Origin of the sequence: Hyphococcus luteus (genome assembly GCF_002943565.1) — a bacterium.
Taxonomy (GTDB): Bacteria; Pseudomonadota; Alphaproteobacteria; order Caulobacterales; family Parvularculaceae; genus Hyphococcus; species Hyphococcus luteus.
Genome location: NZ_PJCH01000005.1, coordinates 729,883 through 748,904, shown reverse-complemented (window position 1 = coordinate 748,904; position 19,022 = coordinate 729,883). Strand labels below are relative to the sequence as shown.

Here is a 19,022-nt window from a genome sequence, read left to right as displayed (position 1 = left end):
CTCAATCTCCCATGAAGCTTCTGAAGCGGGCGCGGGCGCGCTCTTCTTCGGCCAACTCGCGCGCATGATCGAGGGCGTCGGCGCGGTATTGCGCCGCCATCATCGCCTCCATCTGCATGAGCTGTTCGGTCTGCATGGCCTCGATCTGGTTTCCGGCCTGGGCGGCCTGAAGCGCCCCCGCCGCGCTCTGGCTGCGCTCGACAAGACCGGCGATGGCGCCGGCGTCGGTTTCATTGTCGGCGAGCGCGGCCGAGAGCGTGACGAGCGTGTCGCGATAAGCGAGCCGCGACTGGCTCCAGCGGCGCCGTGCGTCTTCCACGAGCGCCGCCTGCGAGGGCGGCTCGCTATAGGAATCCGGATAGGCTTCATCATAATCGCGTTCGACCGTCTCGACGCCGTAGCCGATGCCTTCGGCCTCGCGCATCAACTCACTGATGCGATTGATGCGGTCGAGGATGATCGCTTCGGCGACATTGACGGGCAGCGTTTCGAGATTGCGCGCCATGTTCTCCAGCATCTCGATCTCATGAGCGAGCTGCTGGATCTGGTTCTCAACCTCTTCCAGCGTGCGCACCGCCTGAAGGATGTTCTGGACGTGATTCAATGGATCGTAGACGGACCATTGCGCCTGCGCCGCCGGCGCGATGGTAAGGAGGCCCGCGCATAATGCGCCTTGAATGAATCTGTGATAATTCATGGCGACATCTCCAGTTCGACGGGATCGAAACAATCAGGTGCGTCCGCCAGCGGTTCGCGGACATGGAGCCGGGGCCAGCGGCCGAGTAGGTCCGCCGCCCAGTCGAGGCCCCTGGCGCGCAGGAAGGCGCCCGCGAAGCCGTTCGGACCGGCCTCTTTCAGCGCCTTGTCGATGCGTTTCTGGTTGACCGGATCGGCCGCGCCGCAAATGGCGAGCGCGATCGGGCCGAGCCCCAGATCGAACACACGCGCGCCGAGCGGCGACTGGTAATAATAGTCCCGCTTCGGCGTCGCCCGCGCGATCAGCTCGATCTGGCGGTCATTGAGACCGAAGCGCCGATAGGATTCCTGCGATTGCGGTTCGGCCGCGCGTTCATTCGGCAGGAATATCCGCGTCGGACAGGATTCGATCAGCGCCGGGGCGATCGACGAATTTGAAATATCCGCCAGCGATTGTGTGGCGAACACGACGGCGACGTTTTTCTTGCGCAGCGTCTTCAGCCATTCGCGGATGCGCGCGGCGAAAGCAGGATTGTCGAGGAACAGCCAGGCTTCATCGAGGACGAGCAGCGTCGGCCGTCCGTCGAAGCGCGCTTCGAGCCGATAGAAGAGATAGGTCAGCACTGCAAGCGCCGCGCCGCCCGAATGCATCAGCTCTTCCATTTCGAAGCAGACCGTGTCAGCGAGCGACAGGCTGTCCATGTCCGCGTCGATCAGGCGCCCATGCGCGCCTTCGAGCGTATAGGACTGAAGCGCCGCCTTCAGGGCGTCCTCCTGGAGCATTAGCGACAGCCCCGTTAAAGTGCGTTCGCGTTCCGGAGCGCTCGCCAGCGCCGCGACCGCTTCCCAAAGGCGGGCTTTTAGGTCCGGCGTCATGACAACGCCTTCCTGCGTACAGAGACCGCCCAGCCAGTCGGCGGCGAACCGCGCGCCGGATTCCGTGTCGATGTCCTTCAGGGGTTGAAGGCTCGGCCGTTCGGTCCCGCCAAGATCCACATGCGCGCCGCCCAAGGCGAGTGTCGCGGCGCGGGCCGAGCGGCCCTTGTCGAAGAGAAAAATTTGAGCGCCCTTATAGCGGCGCCATTGCAGCGCCAGCATGGAGAGCAGCACCGATTTGCCGGCGCCCGTCGGGCCCACCACCAGTGTATGACCGACATCGCCGACATGGAGATTCAAACGAAACGGCGTCGTCCCGTCAGTCTGCGCTTCGATCAACGCCGCGCCGCCAAGATGCGGGTTCTCCGCTGAGCCGGCCCACACCGCGGAAAGCGGGACCATGTGAGCGAGGTTCAGTGTATGAAGAATGGGCTGGCGCACATTGGCGTAGACATGCCCCGGCAGAGAGCCGAGCCAGGCTTCGACCGCGTTCAGCGTTTCCCGGATCGCCGTGAAGCCGCGGCCATTGACGATCCGCTCGGCGATGCGGATGTTTTCTTCAACGGCTTTCGCGTCCGCATCGGCGACGGTGATCGTGGTCGTGACATAGCCATAGGAGACGAGATCGCTGCCGAGTTCCTGAAGCGCCGCATCCGCGTCGGCCGCCTTGTTGTCGGCGTCAGTATCGAGCAACGCGGCCTGTTCGTTGAAAAGGGTCTCGCGCAGCACCGCGCCGATGGATTTGCGCTTGGCGAACCAGTGCCGGCGCTTGCGCCCCAGGATCTTCTCGGCCTCCGCCTTGTCCATGGCGATGAAGCGCGTCGCCCAGCGATAAGCGAATCCCTGGCGGTTCAGTTCGTCGAGAATGCCCGGCAGGGTCGAGGCCGGAAAGCCGAGAATGGTCAACGTGCGCAGATGCGCGTCGCCGATCATCGGTTCGAGCCCGCCTGCGAACGGTTCATCGGCAAGGATCGTATCGAGGAAGACCGGCAGCTCCGGCGCCGTCACGGGATGGCGCTTGGTCGAGATCGTCGAATGAAGATAGGTCAGCGTTTCGTCATCGCTGAGGCGCGCGATGTCGGCGAGCGATGTCGACAGAAGATCGAAGACCCGCGCCGCCTGCTGCTGGAACGTCTCCAGCCTTTCGCGCCAGGTGGCCGAACTCTTCGCCTGTGGGCGCTGGATCAGCGCGCGTTCCGCATTGCCCGCTGCATCCGCCGGCGGCAGCCAGAGCAGCGTCAGGTAATAGCGGCTCTCGAACCGCGCGCCGGCTTCGTCAGCTTGTAATGCGCGCTCCATATCGACGAGCCATGAGGCCGCGTCGGGAAACGCGCTGACGGGGTAATCGCCGGCTTCTTCGCGCTGCGCCTCGAAGAATAGAGCCCAGCCTGACCCGAACCGGCGTAAGACATTGTTGACGCGCGCCATGACGGCGACGAGTTCGGCTTCGGTCGAGCTCTCAAGGTCCGGCCCGCGGTAGCGGAACGTCGTCTGGAACGAGCCGTCCTTGTTGAGGACGACGCCCGGCGCCGGAAGACACGCCCAGGGCAGATAGTCGGCGAGAAGACGCGGCGTTTGCGAATATTCCCTGAGGTTCAGCATGACAGATGCTCCCGGTGTCGGGTGGAGCGCGCAGCCACGCCCATGAAATCCGGATCGTTTCGCGCGATGAAGACGGCGGCGCTGTGGCCGAGCGCCCAAAGCGCGAGGCCCGGTATCCAGAGCCGCAGGCCCAGCGCCAGGGCGGCGGCCAGCGTCCCGATGGCGATGGCGGCGCCCCTCGGCGCGCCCGCCATCAGGATCGGCTCGGCGAGTGAGCGATGGAGCGGGATTTCGTAACCCTCAGTCATCAGACGAGCGCGCCGCCGCCGAAGGAGAAGAAGGTGAGAAAGAAGCTCGTCGCCGCGAAGGCGATGGAGAGGCCAAAGACGATCTGGATGAGCTTGCGGAAGCCGCCGGACGTTTCGCCGAAGGCCAGCGTCAGACCGGTGAGGGTGATGATAATGACGGCGACGATGCGCGCGACCGGGCCTTCGATGGACTGAAGGATCTGATCGAGGGGGCCTTCCCAGGGCATGCCGGTGCCGGCCGCATGCGCGGGACCGGCGATGATCGTCAGGGCCGCGATGCAGGCCGCTGCCTGCACTGTCCGGTTCAGAGCCTTTATATTTGAATAGAGCGTCATGACGCGTCTCCTTGGTTCACGATGGAAAGAGCGGGGGAAATGAGCGGCGCGGTCGCATAGCCGCCGCCATCGAGTCCGGTGACGCGCAGCGCTTCCTCGACGCGGCGCTTGCCGCCGGACCGGTTCATGAAGACAACCACGTCGATGGCGTCCGCGATCAGGGCGACGGGCGCCTGGCGCGCCGCTTCCAGCGTCAATTGTTCAAGCCGGGCAAGCGCGCCGCGCGCGGAATTCGCATGCAAGGTCGTGATGCCGCCCGGATGGCCGGTGTTCCACGCCTTCAGTAGGTCGAGCGCCTCGGGCCCGCGCACCTCCCCGACCACGATACGGTCGGGACGCAAGCGCATGGTCGAGCGCACAAGCTGCTTGAGCGAGACATGGTCTCTCAACGTGCGTAACTGTACGACATTGCGCGCGGCGCATTTCAGTTCGCGCGTATCTTCGAGAATGACGATCCGCTCGTCGCGAAAGGCCGGCTCGGCGAGCAGCGCGTTCGTGAACGTGGTTTTGCCCGACGACGTGCCGCCGGCGATCAGAATGTTACGGTGACAGCCAATCGCGTCGCGCAATGCGCCCGCCAGCGACGGCTTGAGCGCGCCCTGTTCGACATAGTCATCAAGGCTGAAAACCGTCGCGGCCGCTTTGCGGATCGAAAAGCAGGGCGCCGAAGAAATGGGCGGGAGAAGCCCTTCGAACCGCTCGCCGCCGCCGGGGAGTTCTGCGGAGACGATAGGGGAATGACGGCCGACGGCTTCTCCCGCCCCGGAGGAGACCAGGCGAATAACTCGCTCCCGGTCGGAGGGCTCAAGACGATGATCGGAAGCGACGACGCCGCGCCCGGCCTTTTCGATCCAGACCGATCCATCGGGATTGGCCATGATTTCGATCGTGTCGGGATCGGCGAGCGCATCGCGGATGACGGACGAGAACGCTGTACGTAACATCGTGATGTGGCGTTCGTCCGTTTCCTGCTTTTGCGTGTTCGCCGGCATGTCACCGCTCCCTTTCATCGTCTCGATGCAGATCATCTCGGGTTTGAGACGCGTTAGGGAGTTGGAGCGCGGACCATTTTCGGCAATGTTCGGGAACGCTTGATAACCGCAGATACGACGCAGCCGAGCGGCGCTTATGAAGAAACCGGTAAACGGGCCAGTGCAGCGCAAATAAAGCGTTGTCGAGCATTTTCCGGTCGCGCTGGCGGCAAATAAAGACGGCTGAGCGGCTGGCGCCATTCTTGCCTCAACCCCATGGGAAGGAGGCGGAATATGACCCGTTCAGACCTCGATTCCGCAGAGATACTTGAAGCTTATGATTATCTGAGCCCGCTTTCCCCGGACCGCTGGGCGTGGGAGTTTCTTCGGCGAAATGAAGAATTCCGGCGCGACGCGGCCTGCGTGAATGCTGAGGACATCTCGGAAAAGACCGCGCCCTGCGTCGATGTCCGGCTCTTGCGGCCGCGCACCGACCAGACGCTTTCCGAGCGTTGGGGGCTCATATTCATGCCCGACCCGGAACGCGACGCCTATCATGCGGACGCGGTCTGGAATCGTCTGGCCTTTCCGCATCAGGTCGAGGTCAATTGCAGGCCGCGCGCGCTCGATCAGCGTTGCGAACTCTGGGATCGGTCCATTCCGATTTGCGACATTACCCACATCACGGACATGATGGGCCGCGAATATTTGCTGGTCCGACGCAACGGCGTTGTCGTTCAGCTTTGTTGTACGGGGATTTCATTGCTCGGGCTGGAGCCCGTGAAAATGCGGCTCACGATCTCGGATGTCGACGGCTACGACCATCGCGTGAAACTCCAGAAAGCGGCCTTCGACATCTATGGCGACGGGCCGCACCCGCCGGGACCGGTCTGGACCAAGACCACGGAAGTCCTTCGCAACTGCGTGATCACACTCGACGGTCTGGAGCAGGGCATGAGCCACAAGGAAATCGCCATCGTGCTTTATGGCTCAAAGCGTGTAGAGGAGGACTGGGGCGGCTCTTCGATGAAACACGCGATCCACTATCTCGTGAAGAAAGGACAGGGCCTCCGCGACGGCGGGTTTCGGAAAGAATTGCTGGGCTCGGATCTCGCGCCAGCGGGCCCGCATTGCGCCTGAGCATCGACACGAAACGGGAGCAGACCCGTGCGAGCGTCCGCGCTAGCGCTCGCCGCTACTACGCCTTCCTATTTACGCGCTCCTGAAGTTCGCCGATCTCCGCCATCAGCGCATCAAAGCCATCTGCATCGTCAAACAGCAGGCCATCAGCGATCATCGCTTCATAATCTTTGCGCAATTCTTCGAGGCGGTCGCCCGTCGGCACGAGGTTCAGTTTGCCCTGCACAGCCGCCGCATAGTCGATCTCTGCGTCGTCGGCTTTCTTCTCGCGAAAGAAGAGGGATTTGTGCGTTGCGACGGCGGAAGCCAGCGCTTTATCGGCGATCGCCTTCTCGGCAACGCCTTTTCGTTTGAGCCGCGTCAGATCGTGCCAGTGCCGGGCGAAAGCCGGACGCCCGCGATGCCGTCCGCCTTCGCAGAAAACATGAACGGCCGTGGCTTTTTCCCAGAACGTCCGTTCAGGGGCCATGGCGCGGACAGACGCGGTTGGAAATGTCAGCATCGGAAGGGCTGGCGCTGCGTCGCAGGAAATCTCAACCGCGGTTGCAGGTTCTCCCGTCGAGCGCGCTCCGAACTCGGCAACGACTTCGGGTTTGACATAGCCGCTGCCCGTGGCCGCAGGCGCAAATGCAATGGTCAGCTTTTCACCTTCAGCGGTCAGATTAGCCGTCAATCCATCTGCCTTCAGCGCAGCCTCTATCGCTGACATGGCGGTCCCGCTCACCCATGCCGGAAGCTCCTCCCGGACTTTATTCGTCCATTTGGCTGCCTGGGAGCGGCTGGGCGGGATGCCGCCAGATTCTTTCGTCGCTAGATCGGGAATAAAGGCGGTGATGTCGTAAGTCAGATCGATGTCTTCGGAAAACCGGCTGATGACATCATACGCCTTCGAGAGCGATGTCCCGCCCTTGAAGACCAGGTCGCCGCCGAACGGCGCTGAAAACAATTTATTCAGTGTCCAGACGACCCACACATCCTTTTCGAGAAGATGCGCGGGCCGCCCGGTGATGTCAGCCGCGACCGCCAGCGCTTCGGCGCGCTCCGCGTCGGCCAATGACAGAAATGCCTGAAGCTGTTCGTCAGACGGCAAGGACGCTGATCTCCTTCGCCATCCATCCGGGCACAAGCGGGCGCATGGACAGGAGTTCCTGCTTTTCTTTCTCGTTCAACGCCGCGCCGAGCCGGCGCGCGGTCTCCGGCGCATGTTCCCGTCCCATCCATGCGAGCGCGCGCACCGCTTGACCGGAACGCGCCATCGGCCGCTGAAGCAGCCACGCCGGAGCATGACGAAGCTCGACCTTCTGCCGGCCAAGCGCCAGCGACCGGGTGCGGCCGGATGTGAGATACACCATGGATGCCGGGTTCTGAGTTGTCAGCCCCAGCATGTTCGCCGCCGCTGCGCCACTCGGCGCCACCGCCTCGCCAGTGTGCGCGGAAAGCTGTTCCACGAACTTCTCAGGCGTCGGCGCACGCTTGCCGAAGCGCGAAACGACAGGACGGGTATAGACGCCGCGTCCCGCGCGGATCAGCACGCCGCGTTTCACGAGCCGCGACAACGCCTGATCGACATTCGCACGCTCGCCAAGATGCAGGAGCGCCTTTGCCGCAATCGGCGCGCCTTCCGGCAGGCCTTCGGCGTATCGAAGAATGGCTTCGGTGGTTTTCATCTCAGGTCTCCAATTGTCAGAAACGTAGTGTAGTTTCTGACACTTTTCAATGAATAATTCACTGCCGCCCGAGACCTGATGGCAAGGCCTTGAAAAGGCTCGGGATTAGGGAATAGCCGAGATTTTCGCTGAGGCCGGCCCGGTCGGGCACCTCCGGCGGCGGCGCCTTGCATTAAGTCTTCTGAAACACTAATTTCCATATATGACAATTAAATGGTATATGGCTTTCAAATATGGCAGCTAAGATCGCATCTCCCAGCGCCCGGCGGGCGCTGAAATCGCTCGGCGCGAACCTCAAGACCGCCCGGCTGAAACGGCGGATCGCCCTCAAGGATTTCGCCGAACGGATCGGCGTGTCCGAAAGCACCCTTATCAGGCTGGAAAAAGGCGATGAAGGGGTCAGCATCGGAGCCCTGACCATGGCCTGCCTCGTCCTCGGCGAACTCGGCCGGATCTCCGAATTCCTCGATCCCGGTTCGGACGACACCGGCCTGCTGATGGAGAAAGAAGCGCTGCCGAGACGCATCGACCGCAAACGCGGCTCCCGGCCGGCCGCCGCGCCGGCCCGCGGGACCGACGCGGACGATGATGGCGGGGTCGGATTCTGATGCCGGAAGCCATCGTCGCACTCGGCGAAAGCAAACGCATTGTCGGACGCCTGCGTTTCGAAACCGACGGGCGGCGCCAGCATTCGCAGTTCGAATACGCCCCCGAATGGCTGGCCGATCCCGACCGCTTTGCGCTCTCGCCCGCACTCCCCTTGCGGACCGGCGGCTTCTTCAGTTCGGGACGCGACGACAAAACCTCCGCCCTGTCCGGCTGTTTCGCCGACGCCGCGCCCGACGCCTGGGGCCGGGCCCTGATGCGCAAGGCGCTTGGCGGCGGCCTCACCGAATTCGACTATCTCGTGCTCGCCGACGATCGGACCCGTCAGGGCGCCCTGCGCTTTCTCGGTGAAGATCTCGAACCGCTGTCGGCGCTCAACCCGCCCATTCCGCGGCTCGTCGAACTCGAAGAGCTGCGCGCCCTCGCGCACCGCTTCGAACGCGACCCGGAAGGCGCCGAAGCCGAAGCGCGCAGGCTCGCCGGCGCCGGCGGCTCGCTCGGCGGCGCGCGGCCGAAAGCCAACATCACCGAAGCCGACGGCCATCTCTGGATCGCCAAATTCACATCCGTCCAGGATACGAAACCCATCGAGCGCGCCGAAATCGCAACGCTCCGGCTCGCAAAGCGCTGCGGGCTGCGCGTCCCCGAAGCAAGGCTGGAGCTCAGGGCGAGCGACAGTCCCATCGCGCTCATCAGACGGTTCGATCGCCGCGGCCCCACCAGAATTCCCTATATATCCGCGCGCACCGCCCTCGATTGGTCGCGCGAGGAGGGCGCGTTCTACACCGACATCGGCGATGTCATCCGCCAGATTTCCGCAAAACCGATCGACGACCTCCACGAACTCTGGCGCCGGATCGTGTTCACGGTCCTTGTCTCGAACAAGGACGATCACTTGCAGAACCACGGCTTCCTCTATGCCGGCGGCGACCGCTGGCGTCTGTCGCCCGCCTTCGACATCAATCCGTCGCCGTCCCGCCAGCGCGTGCTTGAAACAGGGATCGTCGAGGGCGGTGCGTTCGACGCCTCATACGACATCGCGCTCGGCGCCTGCGAATTCTTCGACCTGACGCGCGACGAAGCGAAACAACAGGCGCGGGAAATGGCCGAACTCATCGCGGCAGACTGGAAACAGGCGCTCCTCGACGAGGGCATGTTGGCAAATGAAGCGCGCAGTTATGAAGACGCGTTCGTCCACGACGAAGCAAAACGCGCCCTGCAAGCCTGACAGGCCTCACAATGGAGAAACTCCGGCAGAATCTGCCGGAATCTCTGGCCTGCTCCATAGTGGCCAGGCCCAACTTGCCGCTGGATTTTAGCCCCAGGGCCGGATCACCAATCCCAAGCGCGTCAAGAAATCGCTGGGCTAGCAAATCTGGTGGGCCACGTCGAAGGTTGAATTTGGCTAATAGTGCTGATATATTGTACCTATTCAACCGGATGATCCTCATGGCTAGCGCAACACAAAAATCTGCTAACGAACTCGATCATCTTCTCATTCAACGGCTCGAAACCGGCATGGGCAAGGTGTTGGGACGGTTGTCAGCGGAAAAGAAACGTAAGATTCTCAAGAGCGCCGACACGCCGGAATTGCTCTATTCCATCCTCAAACTCATGCCGGTGTCGATCGAAGACGCCGAAAAGGTCGAGGACGCCGCCAACGCCGTCCGGTTCAGACAGCGGATGCTGAAGGCGGCGGGAGGCGCTTTAAAGGCCGAGGATGTACGCCAGCTTCTCGGCTACAAAAGCGTGCAAGCCGTCTACAAGGCCGCGAATAACCGCAGGATGCTCGTGGTCGAAGATGGCGGCGTGAAACTGTTTCCGAAATTCCAGTTCGCCGGAGGCGTGCTCAATCCTGCAATTGCTGACGTGCTCGGCGCGGCGCCGAACACAAGCGGTTGGGCGATCTTGCAATTCCTCGTCAGCGGCGATGAGGGCCTTGGCAAAGCGTCGCCGATTGCACTGCTCCGGAAAGGACCGGCGGAGGCTGAACGCGTCGCCCGGTTTGCGCGCGCCCTTGAAGCCTGATGCCGGCCTCGGGGGACAAACCGCCTGTCGCGCGGATCAATGCAGGCCAGATTCTGCATCGGATGCATCAGCCGTCGCATGGCGCACGCTATTTCGGCAATCGCGACGCCACATGGCGGTGGGACGATCCCGATTGCAACTACGGCGTCATGTATCTCGGCCGGACCGAAATCGGCCCCTTTGCAGAAACCTTGCTGCGAACGCCTTCAGACCGCGACGTCTTATGGGACCGTGTTGAAAAAAAGCGCTTCGCATCATTTACCCTGACGAGGATGGTCCGACTTGCAAAGCTTCATGGACCGGGGCTCGCCTGGTTCCGGACGACAATTGCCGACGTCGCCTCCCATTTCGATCCGGCGACCCACCCGGACGGCTATGACACGCCGCAGCGGATTTCGGCCTGGGTTCACAAGAACACCCGTCTCGACGGAATAGAATATCTTTCTCGCTTCGACACCAATCACCGCTGCGTGGCCCTGTTCGACCGGGCGGGCGATGCGCTGAAGGACAGAACGAGCGACGACCCCGTCGATCGCGCCTGGGCGCGGAAAGTGCTCTCGGCGCGCGGTTACAATCTCATTCCGCCGCTTTGAACGAGAAGTGGCGCCGGCCTGTCTTCGGCGCCTTCTGCTATTCTGACAGGATTCCGGCCTGAGTTACATTTTTGCCTCGTTATGGCCAAAAGGGTTTGCTTAGAAACAACTCCTATACTCAGCCTACTGCGTAGTTAACGACAAAGAGAAAGTTATGAACGAGGCCGCTAAAAAGCCGGGACGTATGGCCATAGGGTGTCTGATCGCATTGCTGGCGCCGATGTTCCTGTATGTCGCCGGTTCTTTCGCTATTTGGTCAATCACTTCGTTTGACAATCTCACCTATGCGCGAACGTTTTTCTCTAGGCGCGTTCAGATTGAGGAGGTCATCGCATCAAAGCGGTGGCATGATGGCGGCTTTGGCTGTACCTATGCCGCTGTGGTTTTTACGGAAGAAACTGCGAAAAAAATCAGGACATCGGGTCCAGATGCGTTGTTCAGTAAACCTGATCGGTCAAAGGCCAATAGCGCCGCATATTGGGATGGAGAATGGCGGCCAACCCCCATGCCAGACGACAGCCGGTTGAAGGCGATGTTCGACAATTGTTTGCATGAAATAAACCCCGATTATACCAAGGTAATCCAAGGTATGTTTAACGAGCACGGATCATACTATTCAACCAGCAGAACGCGTGTTGGCGTTATTTCGGAGAAAACGAGAATCGCCATCGTACTTCGTTTTGGCGACTGATCGCAGGACATGCACGCCTGGAACACTGGGAAGGCTGTAGGTAGTGTCAGGAACCAGGGCGGAGACCTGATCGGTCCGGTCGAGTAGCGCCGACAGAGGTGGGAAGGTCGAAAGCATGAAGCATCGCGCAGCGATCGCAATCGGAACGTTGGTCGCAGCAGGCGCCGTCGTCGTTGCAGCAAACTCTCTCATTCACGTAACGGCCGACAAGGAACTCGTTCTTTATAAGGATGGGTGGCCGGATTCCGTTGCGCCACGGAGCGACTTTTCTGCATGGAGGCTGCGCCGGCCGTTTTCCGATTACAAACTCGTCAGTCTGAAAGTCTTCTATGCTCCCCTGCGACCCATTCCGGTTGAAACCTATGACGGCAGGACATGTGAAATAGAGGGAACTGCGCTTCTATATCGCAATCGAGACTTCGTCCTGGCCGCTCAAGCCCACAGGCTGGAAAGAGATCCGATCGTCGAAGAGACGCCAGAATTTGTCGGCCGCATGCAGGCTTGGGCCGCGCAACAGATGCGCACAAAGAACTTCGGTGAAGTCGCGGAAATCGTGAACTCGCACGACCCAAACGCCGACATTCACCGCGCCGCCGCCGCATATGGAATCGAGATTGTGAAGCTGGAAGGCCCGCATCGCCTGAAATGCCCGGCCCCGAAACAAAGACCGTAACCGGCCAACACCTCACTCTTGCGCGCAGTCACGTCGCCGCGATTACAGGTCGGTTGTTCGACCGGCGATTCACCCTTCATCGCAGCAACATTCGCGGGATGCGCCGCCAAAGGACCGCTCCATGGAGGTCCGCTTTCGATACCATCCAGCCGCGACTGCGTCCGCGCGCACCTATTGGACATGTAACTCGCGTTGCGGTCGCATTATGCAATAAACCTGTGGTATATTGCACCCTGTCTCCAGCAAAAGGAGAGGTCTCACACATTTGGTCGAAGCGCATAGCAAACAGAAAGGCTTCTTCAACCGGGCGTTCGCCGTCATCCGACCCGAACTCGATCGGCTCGATGTCGCCCGGTTTGCTGCGGCTTTCGCCTGCGTCGTTCTTGGCGCTGCGCTGACAGCGCTGGGACCGGTCGCCCTCAAACTCCTCATCGACACATTGTCAGGCGGGGCGCCAACCCACATGCTCGCCCTCGACCCGCTCACGCTGCTGGCCCTCTACGTGGGCGCGCAGGGCGCGAGCCGCGTCGCCAGCGAAATGCGGATGTTCCTCTTCGGCGCATCCGAACAATCGATCACCCGCAAACTGAGCCGAAAACTCTTCGCGCACGCCATGGCGCTGCCCTTGAGGTTTCATCTCGCCCGCGCCACCGGGGCCGTCGCGCAGACGCTCGAAAACGGCATTCAGGGCTATCGCCTGGTCATGCAGCACGCCGTGTTCACGCTGCTGCCGGGGCTTATCGAAATTCTCATCATGTCGCTTGTCGTCGCCCTCGTTCTCGATCCTGTCTTTCTTGCGGTCTTTGCGGCTTGTGCGGTGCTTTACATATTTGTCTTTGCAGACGGCGCCCGGAAAGTGCTGCGCGCCAGCCGAAGCGTCTCGGCCGCCCGCATCGACGCCAACGCCCAGCTCGCCGACGGCCTTCTGAATTTCGAGGCCGTCAAGTCCTTCACCGGAGAAGCGGCCGTCACCCGCCGCTACGACGACACGCTCAAGATCGCGCAAAGCCGCTGGCGCGACTTCTATCGCGCGCGCTTTGTCAACGGGATCGCAATCGCGTTCATCTTCTCGGGCGGGCTTGCAGCGACCTTGTGGCTCGGCCTGGCGCGCGTGCAATCGGGCGCCATGAGCGTCGGCGATTTCGTCCTCGTCAACGCCTACATGCTTCAGATCGTCCGGCCGCTGGAACTCCTCGGCCTCGGCGTCCGCGACATCGGGCAGGGGGCGGCCTTCATCGAGCGCATGCTCGATCTCCTCGACGAGAAGCCGGAAAGCGGCGCCGGTGCGTCCGTCCCGGCCATCGGGCCTCAGGAAGGCCCGGCCAGGATCACCTTTGAGCATGTGACCTTCTCCTATCATGAAGGCCGGCGCGTGCTGACGGACCTCAGCTTCGAAATCGCGCCCGGCTCCATGACCGCCCTCGTCGGCTCCTCTGGCGGGGGCAAGTCATCCGTCGTCCGCCTCATCATGCGTTTCTATGATCCCGACGCCGGCCGCATCCTCTTCGATGGCGTCCCGATCGCCGAAATCCCGCCCACAGAACTGCGTAAGTGGATCGCCCTCGTCCCGCAGGACACGTCGCTCTTCAACGACAGCCTCGCCTACAATATCGGCTTTCCCGAATATGACGGCGTTCAGGACGACATCGCGCGCGCCGCCAGCCTCGCCAATCTCGACGGCCTCATCGACAAGCTTCCCGACGGGTTCGACACCATCGTCGGCGAACGCGGCCTCAAGCTCTCCGGCGGCGAAAAACAGCGCGTCGCCATCGCCCGCGCCTCGCTGAAGCAACCCCGATTGTTCATTGCGGATGAGGCGACCTCCTCGCTCGACTCCAGAACCGAGGCCGAAATCGTCGATAACCTCGCCATCGCCGCCAGGGGCGTCACCACCCTCGTCATCGCGCATCGCCTCTCCACCATCGTCAAGGCGGACGACATCATCGTGCTCGATCAAGGCCGGATCGTCGAACGTGGCCGCCATGGAGACCTGCTGGCGCGCGGCGGCCTGTATGCAAGCCTATGGCGCGCCCAGACCGACGACGCCGCCCATGGTCCCGACCGGGCAAGAGGGACCGGCGCTTGAGAACGTCTGTAGGCTGTAATAACCTCATCATATCAGACAGTTGCCAGCAGGCAGGGAAGCGCGGCGGCGCAAAGCCAAAAAATTTTGTGCCGCAAGGGCGCATTGGCGTTTTGAAACGTTTTCCTCATCGGGCAGTTTAAGCGGCGAGCCCGTCCTGGACTGGCGCCGCAGGGGTGGCGGAATGGCGAACTCGGACAAACTGGAGGACGGCAGGCGGCCGACGCCGGACAGCGCGGCCGGGGACGATCTAGCCAAGACCTTGTCCGAACGCTACCGTGGACCGCTGATCGCCTTTTTCCGGCGCCGCACCGCCGTGGCGGGCGAACCCGAAGATCTTGCGCAGGAAGTGCTCCTGCGCGTCGTTCGCCGAAACGAACGCGCACCGATCGAAGAGCCTGACGCCTTTATCTTCCAGACCGCGCGCAACCTGATGCTGGATCGAACCCGATACGCCAAAGTCCGGCAGGAGAATTACTCCGAAATCCGGCTGCGCCAGGAAACAGTCGAAAAGCTGAATCCCGAGCGCGTCGTCGGCGGTCGCCAGGAACTCGCGCTCGTGTTGTCTCAATTGTCAGCGCTTGGTGAGCAAACCCGCGACATGCTCGTCCTGAACCGTCTGGAATGCATGACCTATCAGGAAATCGGCGATCTCTACGGAATTTCCGCAAGCGCCGTACGCAAGCGTCTGTTCCGGGCAATGGAACTCCTTCTTGAGATGGTCGAAGACGAATGAACCCGGCGCAACCAACGAACAATGCCGATGACCGCCGAACGGCGCGAAAGCAGGCGTCCGAGTGGCAAGTGCGCCTGCATAATGGCGAGGTCCGGGAAGACGACGACGCCTTTCGTGAATGGCTCGAAGCCTCGCCCGTGAACGCCGCAGCGATGGATCGGGCCCGCTCAATCTGGGCGTCGATGGGAGAGAATGCCGTCGCCCCCGAAATCCTCAAGGTCCGGCGCGACGCCATCGACCGCTCCCGCGGCACGATCACGCGCCGTTGGCTGACGGCGCAGAGCCGACCCTTCAAGGTCGCGATGCGCGCCGCCGCAGCGCTGGCGGTCGTCGCCGCAATCTCGCTGCCGGTTCTGTTTGTCGGCCTGCGCAGTGACCCGAATTCGCAACCGGTCTCCGATCCGGGAGCCGTGGTCGCAAGCGAAACCTATAAGACTGGCATAGCGGAAACGCGCATTGTCACCCTCACAGACAACAGCCGGGTGACGCTCGATGCGGCGACGCAGCTTATCGTCCGCTACACCGCAGAAGCCCGGGAGATTGAACTTCTCGCCGGTCAGGCGTTCTTCGATGTTGCTAAGGACAAGAGCCGGCCATTCCGCGTTCGCGCGGGGGCGCAACGAGTGCTCGCCACCGGAACCGAGTTCAATGTGAGCATGATCGGCCGCGAAGTTCGCGTAACGCTTGTCGAGGGGGAAGTCGTCGTCACCGGCGAGCGCCCGGATGCCGAAGACGGCCCGGTCGCCCCTCCGGTCAAATTGCGGCAGGGCGAACAGCTTGTCGTTCCCGATGCCGGTTTGCCCGGAATCAAGACGAACGCCGATATGGAAAAAGCCAGCGCCTGGCGAAACGGCAAGGTGATCCTTGACGGCGACACGCTCGCTGAAGCGGTTGAGCAGATGAACCGCTACTCGCGTATCCGTCTCAGCATCGCGAGCGATGGCCTTGAGCAATACCGGATCAGCGGGGTCTTCCACGCCGGCGACACAGACGCGTTCGTGGACGCCGTCGAAGCCTATTTGCCCGTCGATGCGCGCCGCCTCTCGGCCACGCAGATAGAATTTTATTCGCGCCACTAGCCAGAATTAGCTCAAGGGAGATTTCTTAAAACTTTCTTTGAATTGAAGCTGACATATCCCCGCGGTCATCCGTTTCACACAAAGTAAAGGCGCCGCTATTGGGGCGGAGCGCCGTGTTCCAGAAGGCAAGGTGGGGCAGTGATGTCGACGGAAAATCAGGCTACGACGTATCGTACTCGTTCTAATCGCAAAAAGTTTCTTATGGGCAGCGGTCTATCGGCGCTCGCAGGCTGCTTCATGATGTCGGCGGCCGCCGCGCAAAAGCCGGCAGAACCCGTAAAAGAGTTCCACATCGCGGCCCAAAGCCTCGATGCTGCGCTCAAAAGCTACGCCTTCACAACCAACAAGCAGGTGATGTTCACGACTGACATCGTCGAAGGCAAGCAGGCGACGCCGGTCGAAGGCGAAATGACCGACGCCGAAGCGCTTCAGAAACTGCTCGCCGGATCCGGGCTCGTTTTTGAAACGCGGAATACAAATGTTGTCCTCGTCCGCACGGCTGAACAGCAAGCCGTGATTGATCGCGGCGCCGGAGCAACAGCCGTTGACGAAGTCGAGCAAGACAGGCCTCTCGACTCTAAAGGAGATGTCACCGAGAAGGAAAAAACGTCTGACGAGATCACCGTCACCGGCACTTTGATCAAGGGGATCGCGCCGGAAAGTTCGCCGACGTTGAGCTTTGATCGCGACGACATCATCGGATCAGGTGTGACCACTACGGAGGCCTTTCTTCGGCAGCTACCTCAAAACTTCGGTGGCGGCTCGACTGAGTTCACACCCGCCGGACTGCCCAACGATACGAATTCTCGTTCGAACAATACCTATGCTACTGGGGCGAACTTGCGCGGACTGGGGTCGGGAGCAACGCTCACATTGCTCAATGGGAATAGACTTGCTCCTTCGTCAACGATTGGCGACTTCGTCGACCTGTCGGCAATTCCTGTTTCGGCCCTGGAGCGCATTGAAATGCTGACTGATGGCGCCTCTTCGATCTATGGCGGTGACGCGGTAGCGGGGGTCATAAACTTCGTATTGAGAGATGATTTTCAAGGGGCAGAGACGAGCGTCCGGTATGGTACGGTCACGGAAGGGCATCTTGACGAGTACAGAATTAGCCAGCTTCTCGGCAAGGGATGGAAGACTGGCAACGTGATGGCGGCCTATGAGTATTTGGATCGTGACAATCTTCGGCTCTCGGACAAACCTGACATCCCAACACCAACCCTTAGCAACGGAGATCCCATTGAGGAATTGGATCAGCTCGATTTAATGCCGGCCCAAAAACGACACAGCGGCGTGTTTTCCGCGCGGCAGGAGATTGGCTCAAAACTTGAGATCGATGCTATGACGCTCGTTTCGAGCCGCCATGCCGAAAGTCTGACCGTTGGCGGCGTAGCGTCCAGTGACATCACGCAGCGAGAAATTTCCTCCGACAGCCTCTCGGCCAATCTCGGTGCCGACTATCAGATTGGCAACACCTGGACCGCGTCAGTTGACGCCAATTTCAGTCAGGTTAAGGCATACGAACTGGCGCAAGGCATCGCTCCGCTGAATGACCCGACCTGGACCCGCACCAATTCGAGTATGTGGTCCGTCGATGTATTGACCTCTGGATCAGTCTTTGAACTCCCCGCCGGAGATATAAAGGCAGCCGTAGGAGGTCAGTTTCGAAGAGAGACCTTGAGGAACAGGCTCTCCAGCGGATCTGGCGGACACGCGACGCGCGACGTCACGGCGGTCTTTGGCGAACTTTATCTCCCAGTTGTCGGCCAGACGAACGCAATACCGGGGATCGCGCGCTTGGAGGTCAACGCATCCGGACGATTTGATGACTATTCCGATTTCGGAAATACCGTGAATCCAAAGGTCGGAGTGCTTTGGTCGCCCGTCGACGGATTTTCTCTGCGGGGATCTTACAGCACTTCCTTTGCGCCTCCTGCATTGGGGAGGTCTTACGCCTCTAGGGCCGGTGCCGTCTTCCCGTACTCGTTTATCAGAGGTCTTTTGAATATCGACCTCCCGGACCCTTCTCTGGAGAATGTTGATTATCTGATTGCTCAAGGCGTGGCCGCAGACCTTGATCCCGAAACCTCGCGTGCTTTCACGGCGGGCATGGATTATTCTCTCGATCATGGCGGTCATTCGCTGACAACCAAAGCGACTTACTACGACATAAAATTCGATGGCAGGCTGGGAACCACGCCAATACCCCAAAACTTGACCTTCAACCACGCACCTGGAATTGCGTTTGACAATCCCGATGCATTCCCTCCGGGCACCATCGTGTTCTTTCCGTCTGACGAGGAAGTCCAATCCCTCATTTCGACCTTCACCACGCCGCTCCAGTTCAGGAGTGGCGCCACCGATCTTGAAAACATCGGCTTTATCAACAACGCGCTGATCATCCGAAATCTGGCCTCGACCATCACCAGGGGCGTCGAAGTCCAGCTTGACTATGAATTTGATACAGGACGCCGTCGGTACTTTGCAGGGATTAACGCGAACTATATCATCGATTTCATTCAACAGGCGTCGGTCACTTCCGCTCCGGTTGAGAGGATCAATTCACTGTACAACCCCATCGATTTACAATTGCGTGGGCATTTGGGCGTCGCCCAAGGTGGCTTCGGCGCCAACCTCTTTATCAACCACAAGGCGAGCTATCGCACAGACGATTCAGATGCTTCTGTTTCGATCGATCCGTGGACGACCGCTGACCTCAGCCTTTCGTATCGTGTTGCCAACAAACAAGCGGGCTGGCTGGACAACACTGCTTTCAATCTGACGATCCTCAATATTCTGGATCAAAGCCCCCCTGAAACACCGACATATCTGCAATATCGACTCACAGGCTACGACCCGGCCAACGCCTCTCCGCTCGGTCGCTTCGTCGCGTTCGATATACGCAAGTCCTTTTAGCTAGCTGAGCGACGAAACAAGAAGTGACCGAGAGCTGGATCTGACTCTCGGTCATCCCATTTAATAAGCGCCGAAATAG

18 protein-coding genes are annotated in these 19,022 nt (G+C 60.8%); 10 read left to right on the top strand and 8 right to left on the bottom strand.

Going from position 1 to position 19,022, the window contains the following annotated elements:
- Nucleotide 1: 1 nt before the first annotated feature.
- From trbJ to trbB, 5 genes are read right to left on the bottom strand one after another with little or no spacing between them, the layout of a single operon-like run.
- Complete coding sequence (gene trbJ / locus CW354_RS08520; RefSeq protein ID WP_104829579.1) at nt 2-697, bottom strand: P-type conjugative transfer protein TrbJ; 696 nt, start codon at nt 695-697, stop codon at nt 2-4.
- Nucleotides 694-3,174, bottom strand: coding sequence for a conjugal transfer protein TrbE (gene trbE, locus CW354_RS08515; RefSeq protein WP_104829578.1), 2,481 nt, complete (start codon nt 3,172-3,174; stop codon nt 694-696). The genes trbJ and trbE overlap by 4 nt, the downstream gene beginning before the upstream one ends.
- Nucleotides 3,168-3,422 (bottom strand): VirB3 family type IV secretion system protein, encoded by a 255-nt coding sequence (locus tag CW354_RS08510; RefSeq protein ID WP_104829577.1) that lies wholly within the window; start codon nt 3,420-3,422, stop codon nt 3,168-3,170. The genes trbE and CW354_RS08510 overlap by 7 nt, the downstream gene beginning before the upstream one ends.
- A complete protein-coding gene (locus CW354_RS08505; RefSeq protein ID WP_104829576.1) occupies nt 3,422-3,757 on the bottom strand; it encodes a TrbC/VirB2 family type IV secretion system protein in 336 nt (111 codons plus the stop codon). Before CW354_RS08505 ends, CW354_RS08510 begins: the two co-directional genes overlap by 1 nt.
- Nucleotides 3,754-4,749, bottom strand: a complete 996-nt coding sequence (trbB, locus tag CW354_RS08500; protein WP_104830064.1) for a P-type conjugative transfer ATPase TrbB — start codon at nt 4,747-4,749, stop codon at nt 3,754-3,756. Before trbB ends, CW354_RS08505 begins: the two co-directional genes overlap by 4 nt.
- Before the next feature lie 273 nt (nt 4,750-5,022).
- Between trbB and CW354_RS08495 the strand changes: the two genes are divergently transcribed.
- A complete protein-coding gene (locus CW354_RS08495; RefSeq protein ID WP_165793602.1) occupies nt 5,023-5,868 on the top strand; it encodes a DNA -binding domain-containing protein in 846 nt (281 codons plus the stop codon).
- Nucleotides 5,869-5,926: 58 nt separating this feature from the next.
- On the opposite strand, the gene CW354_RS08490 is transcribed toward CW354_RS08495, so the two are convergent.
- Entirely contained in the window at nt 5,927-6,958 is a 1,032-nt protein-coding gene (locus tag CW354_RS08490) for a nucleotidyl transferase AbiEii/AbiGii toxin family protein (RefSeq protein WP_104829574.1), read from the bottom strand.
- Nucleotides 6,948-7,535: a DUF6088 family protein gene (locus CW354_RS08485; protein WP_104829573.1), complete on the bottom strand. Its 588-nt coding sequence runs from the start codon at nt 7,533-7,535 to the stop codon at nt 6,948-6,950. The genes CW354_RS08490 and CW354_RS08485 overlap by 11 nt, the downstream gene beginning before the upstream one ends.
- A 233-nt stretch (nt 7,536-7,768) precedes the next feature.
- Between CW354_RS08485 and CW354_RS08480 the strand changes: the two genes are divergently transcribed.
- The 5 genes from CW354_RS08480 to CW354_RS08460 all read left to right on the top strand — a co-directional run bounded on the left by CW354_RS08480 (nt 7,769) and on the right by CW354_RS08460 (nt 11,453).
- Entirely contained in the window at nt 7,769-8,143 is a 375-nt protein-coding gene (locus CW354_RS08480; RefSeq protein WP_104829572.1) for a helix-turn-helix domain-containing protein, read from the top strand.
- Nucleotides 8,143-9,369: a type II toxin-antitoxin system HipA family toxin gene (locus CW354_RS08475; protein WP_104829571.1), complete on the top strand. Its 1,227-nt coding sequence runs from the start codon at nt 8,143-8,145 to the stop codon at nt 9,367-9,369. The genes CW354_RS08480 and CW354_RS08475 overlap by 1 nt, the downstream gene beginning before the upstream one ends.
- 221 nt (nt 9,370-9,590) lie before the next feature.
- Nucleotides 9,591-10,169: a hypothetical protein gene (locus CW354_RS08470; RefSeq protein WP_133162245.1), complete on the top strand. Its 579-nt coding sequence runs from the start codon at nt 9,591-9,593 to the stop codon at nt 10,167-10,169.
- Nucleotides 10,169-10,762, top strand: a complete 594-nt coding sequence (locus CW354_RS08465; RefSeq protein ID WP_104829569.1) for an RES family NAD+ phosphorylase — start codon at nt 10,169-10,171, stop codon at nt 10,760-10,762. The genes CW354_RS08470 and CW354_RS08465 overlap by 1 nt, the downstream gene beginning before the upstream one ends.
- Nucleotides 10,763-10,916: 154 nt before the next feature.
- A complete protein-coding gene (locus CW354_RS08460; RefSeq protein ID WP_133162244.1) occupies nt 10,917-11,453 on the top strand; it encodes a hypothetical protein in 537 nt (178 codons plus the stop codon).
- A 400-nt stretch (nt 11,454-11,853) separates the two neighbouring features.
- Here the strand turns inward: CW354_RS08460 and CW354_RS23045 are convergent, their stop codons facing one another.
- Entirely contained in the window at nt 11,854-12,090 is a 237-nt protein-coding gene (locus CW354_RS23045) for a hypothetical protein (protein WP_133162243.1), read from the bottom strand.
- Between the two features lie 301 nt (nt 12,091-12,391).
- Here CW354_RS23045 and CW354_RS08450 point away from each other — a divergent pair, with 301 nt between their 5' ends.
- The 4 genes from CW354_RS08450 to CW354_RS08435 all read left to right on the top strand — a co-directional run bounded on the left by CW354_RS08450 (nt 12,392) and on the right by CW354_RS08435 (nt 18,943).
- Nucleotides 12,392-14,212 (top strand): ABC transporter transmembrane domain-containing protein, encoded by a 1,821-nt coding sequence (locus CW354_RS08450; protein WP_133162242.1) that lies wholly within the window; start codon nt 12,392-12,394, stop codon nt 14,210-14,212.
- Nucleotides 14,213-14,393: 181 nt separating this feature from the next.
- Nucleotides 14,394-14,945 carry an RNA polymerase sigma factor gene (locus CW354_RS08445; protein WP_104829565.1) on the top strand — a complete coding sequence of 184 codons (552 nt, stop codon included), beginning with the start codon at nt 14,394-14,396 and terminating at the stop codon, nt 14,943-14,945.
- Complete coding sequence (locus CW354_RS08440; RefSeq protein ID WP_104829564.1) at nt 14,942-16,024, top strand: FecR family protein; 1,083 nt, start codon at nt 14,942-14,944, stop codon at nt 16,022-16,024. Before CW354_RS08445 ends, CW354_RS08440 begins: the two co-directional genes overlap by 4 nt.
- A gap of 141 nt (nt 16,025-16,165) precedes the next feature.
- The gene (locus CW354_RS08435; protein WP_104829563.1) at nt 16,166-18,943 is read left to right on the top strand and encodes a TonB-dependent receptor; all 2,778 of its coding nucleotides are present in this window, start codon (nt 16,166-16,168) and stop codon (nt 18,941-18,943) included.
- Nucleotides 18,944-19,022 lie beyond the last annotated feature (79 nt).

Bases quoted from the DNA above. Each gene is read 5' to 3' on its own strand.
- CW354_RS23045 (WP_133162243.1), bottom strand. From the start codon at position 12,090: ATGCGGGCCTTCCAGCTTCACAATCTCGATTCCATATGCGGCGGCGGC.
- CW354_RS08505 (WP_104829576.1), bottom strand. From the start codon at position 3,757: ATGACGCTCTATTCAAATATAAAGGCTCTGAACCGGACAGTGCAGGCA.
- CW354_RS08440 (WP_104829564.1), top strand. From the start codon at position 14,942: ATGAACCCGGCGCAACCAACGAACAATGCCGATGACCGCCGAACGGCG.
- CW354_RS08465 (WP_104829569.1), top strand. From the start codon at position 10,169: ATGCCGGCCTCGGGGGACAAACCGCCTGTCGCGCGGATCAATGCAGGC.
- CW354_RS08475 (WP_104829571.1), top strand. From the start codon at position 8,143: ATGCCGGAAGCCATCGTCGCACTCGGCGAAAGCAAACGCATTGTCGGA.
- CW354_RS08445 (WP_104829565.1), top strand. From the start codon at position 14,394: ATGGCGAACTCGGACAAACTGGAGGACGGCAGGCGGCCGACGCCGGAC.
- CW354_RS08485 (WP_104829573.1), bottom strand. From the start codon at position 7,535: ATGAAAACCACCGAAGCCATTCTTCGATACGCCGAAGGCCTGCCGGAA.
- trbB (WP_104830064.1), bottom strand. From the start codon at position 4,749: ATGCCGGCGAACACGCAAAAGCAGGAAACGGACGAACGCCACATCACG.
- CW354_RS08480 (WP_104829572.1), top strand. From the start codon at position 7,769: ATGGCAGCTAAGATCGCATCTCCCAGCGCCCGGCGGGCGCTGAAATCG.
- CW354_RS08460 (WP_133162244.1), top strand. From the start codon at position 10,917: ATGAACGAGGCCGCTAAAAAGCCGGGACGTATGGCCATAGGGTGTCTG.
- trbE (WP_104829578.1), bottom strand. From the start codon at position 3,174: ATGCTGAACCTCAGGGAATATTCGCAAACGCCGCGTCTTCTCGCCGAC.
- CW354_RS08510 (WP_104829577.1), bottom strand. From the start codon at position 3,422: ATGACTGAGGGTTACGAAATCCCGCTCCATCGCTCACTCGCCGAGCCG.
- CW354_RS08495 (WP_165793602.1), top strand. From the start codon at position 5,023: ATGACCCGTTCAGACCTCGATTCCGCAGAGATACTTGAAGCTTATGAT.
- CW354_RS08435 (WP_104829563.1), top strand. From the start codon at position 16,166: ATGTCGACGGAAAATCAGGCTACGACGTATCGTACTCGTTCTAATCGC.
- CW354_RS08470 (WP_133162245.1), top strand. From the start codon at position 9,591: ATGGCTAGCGCAACACAAAAATCTGCTAACGAACTCGATCATCTTCTC.
- trbJ (WP_104829579.1), bottom strand. From the start codon at position 697: ATGAATTATCACAGATTCATTCAAGGCGCATTATGCGCGGGCCTCCTT.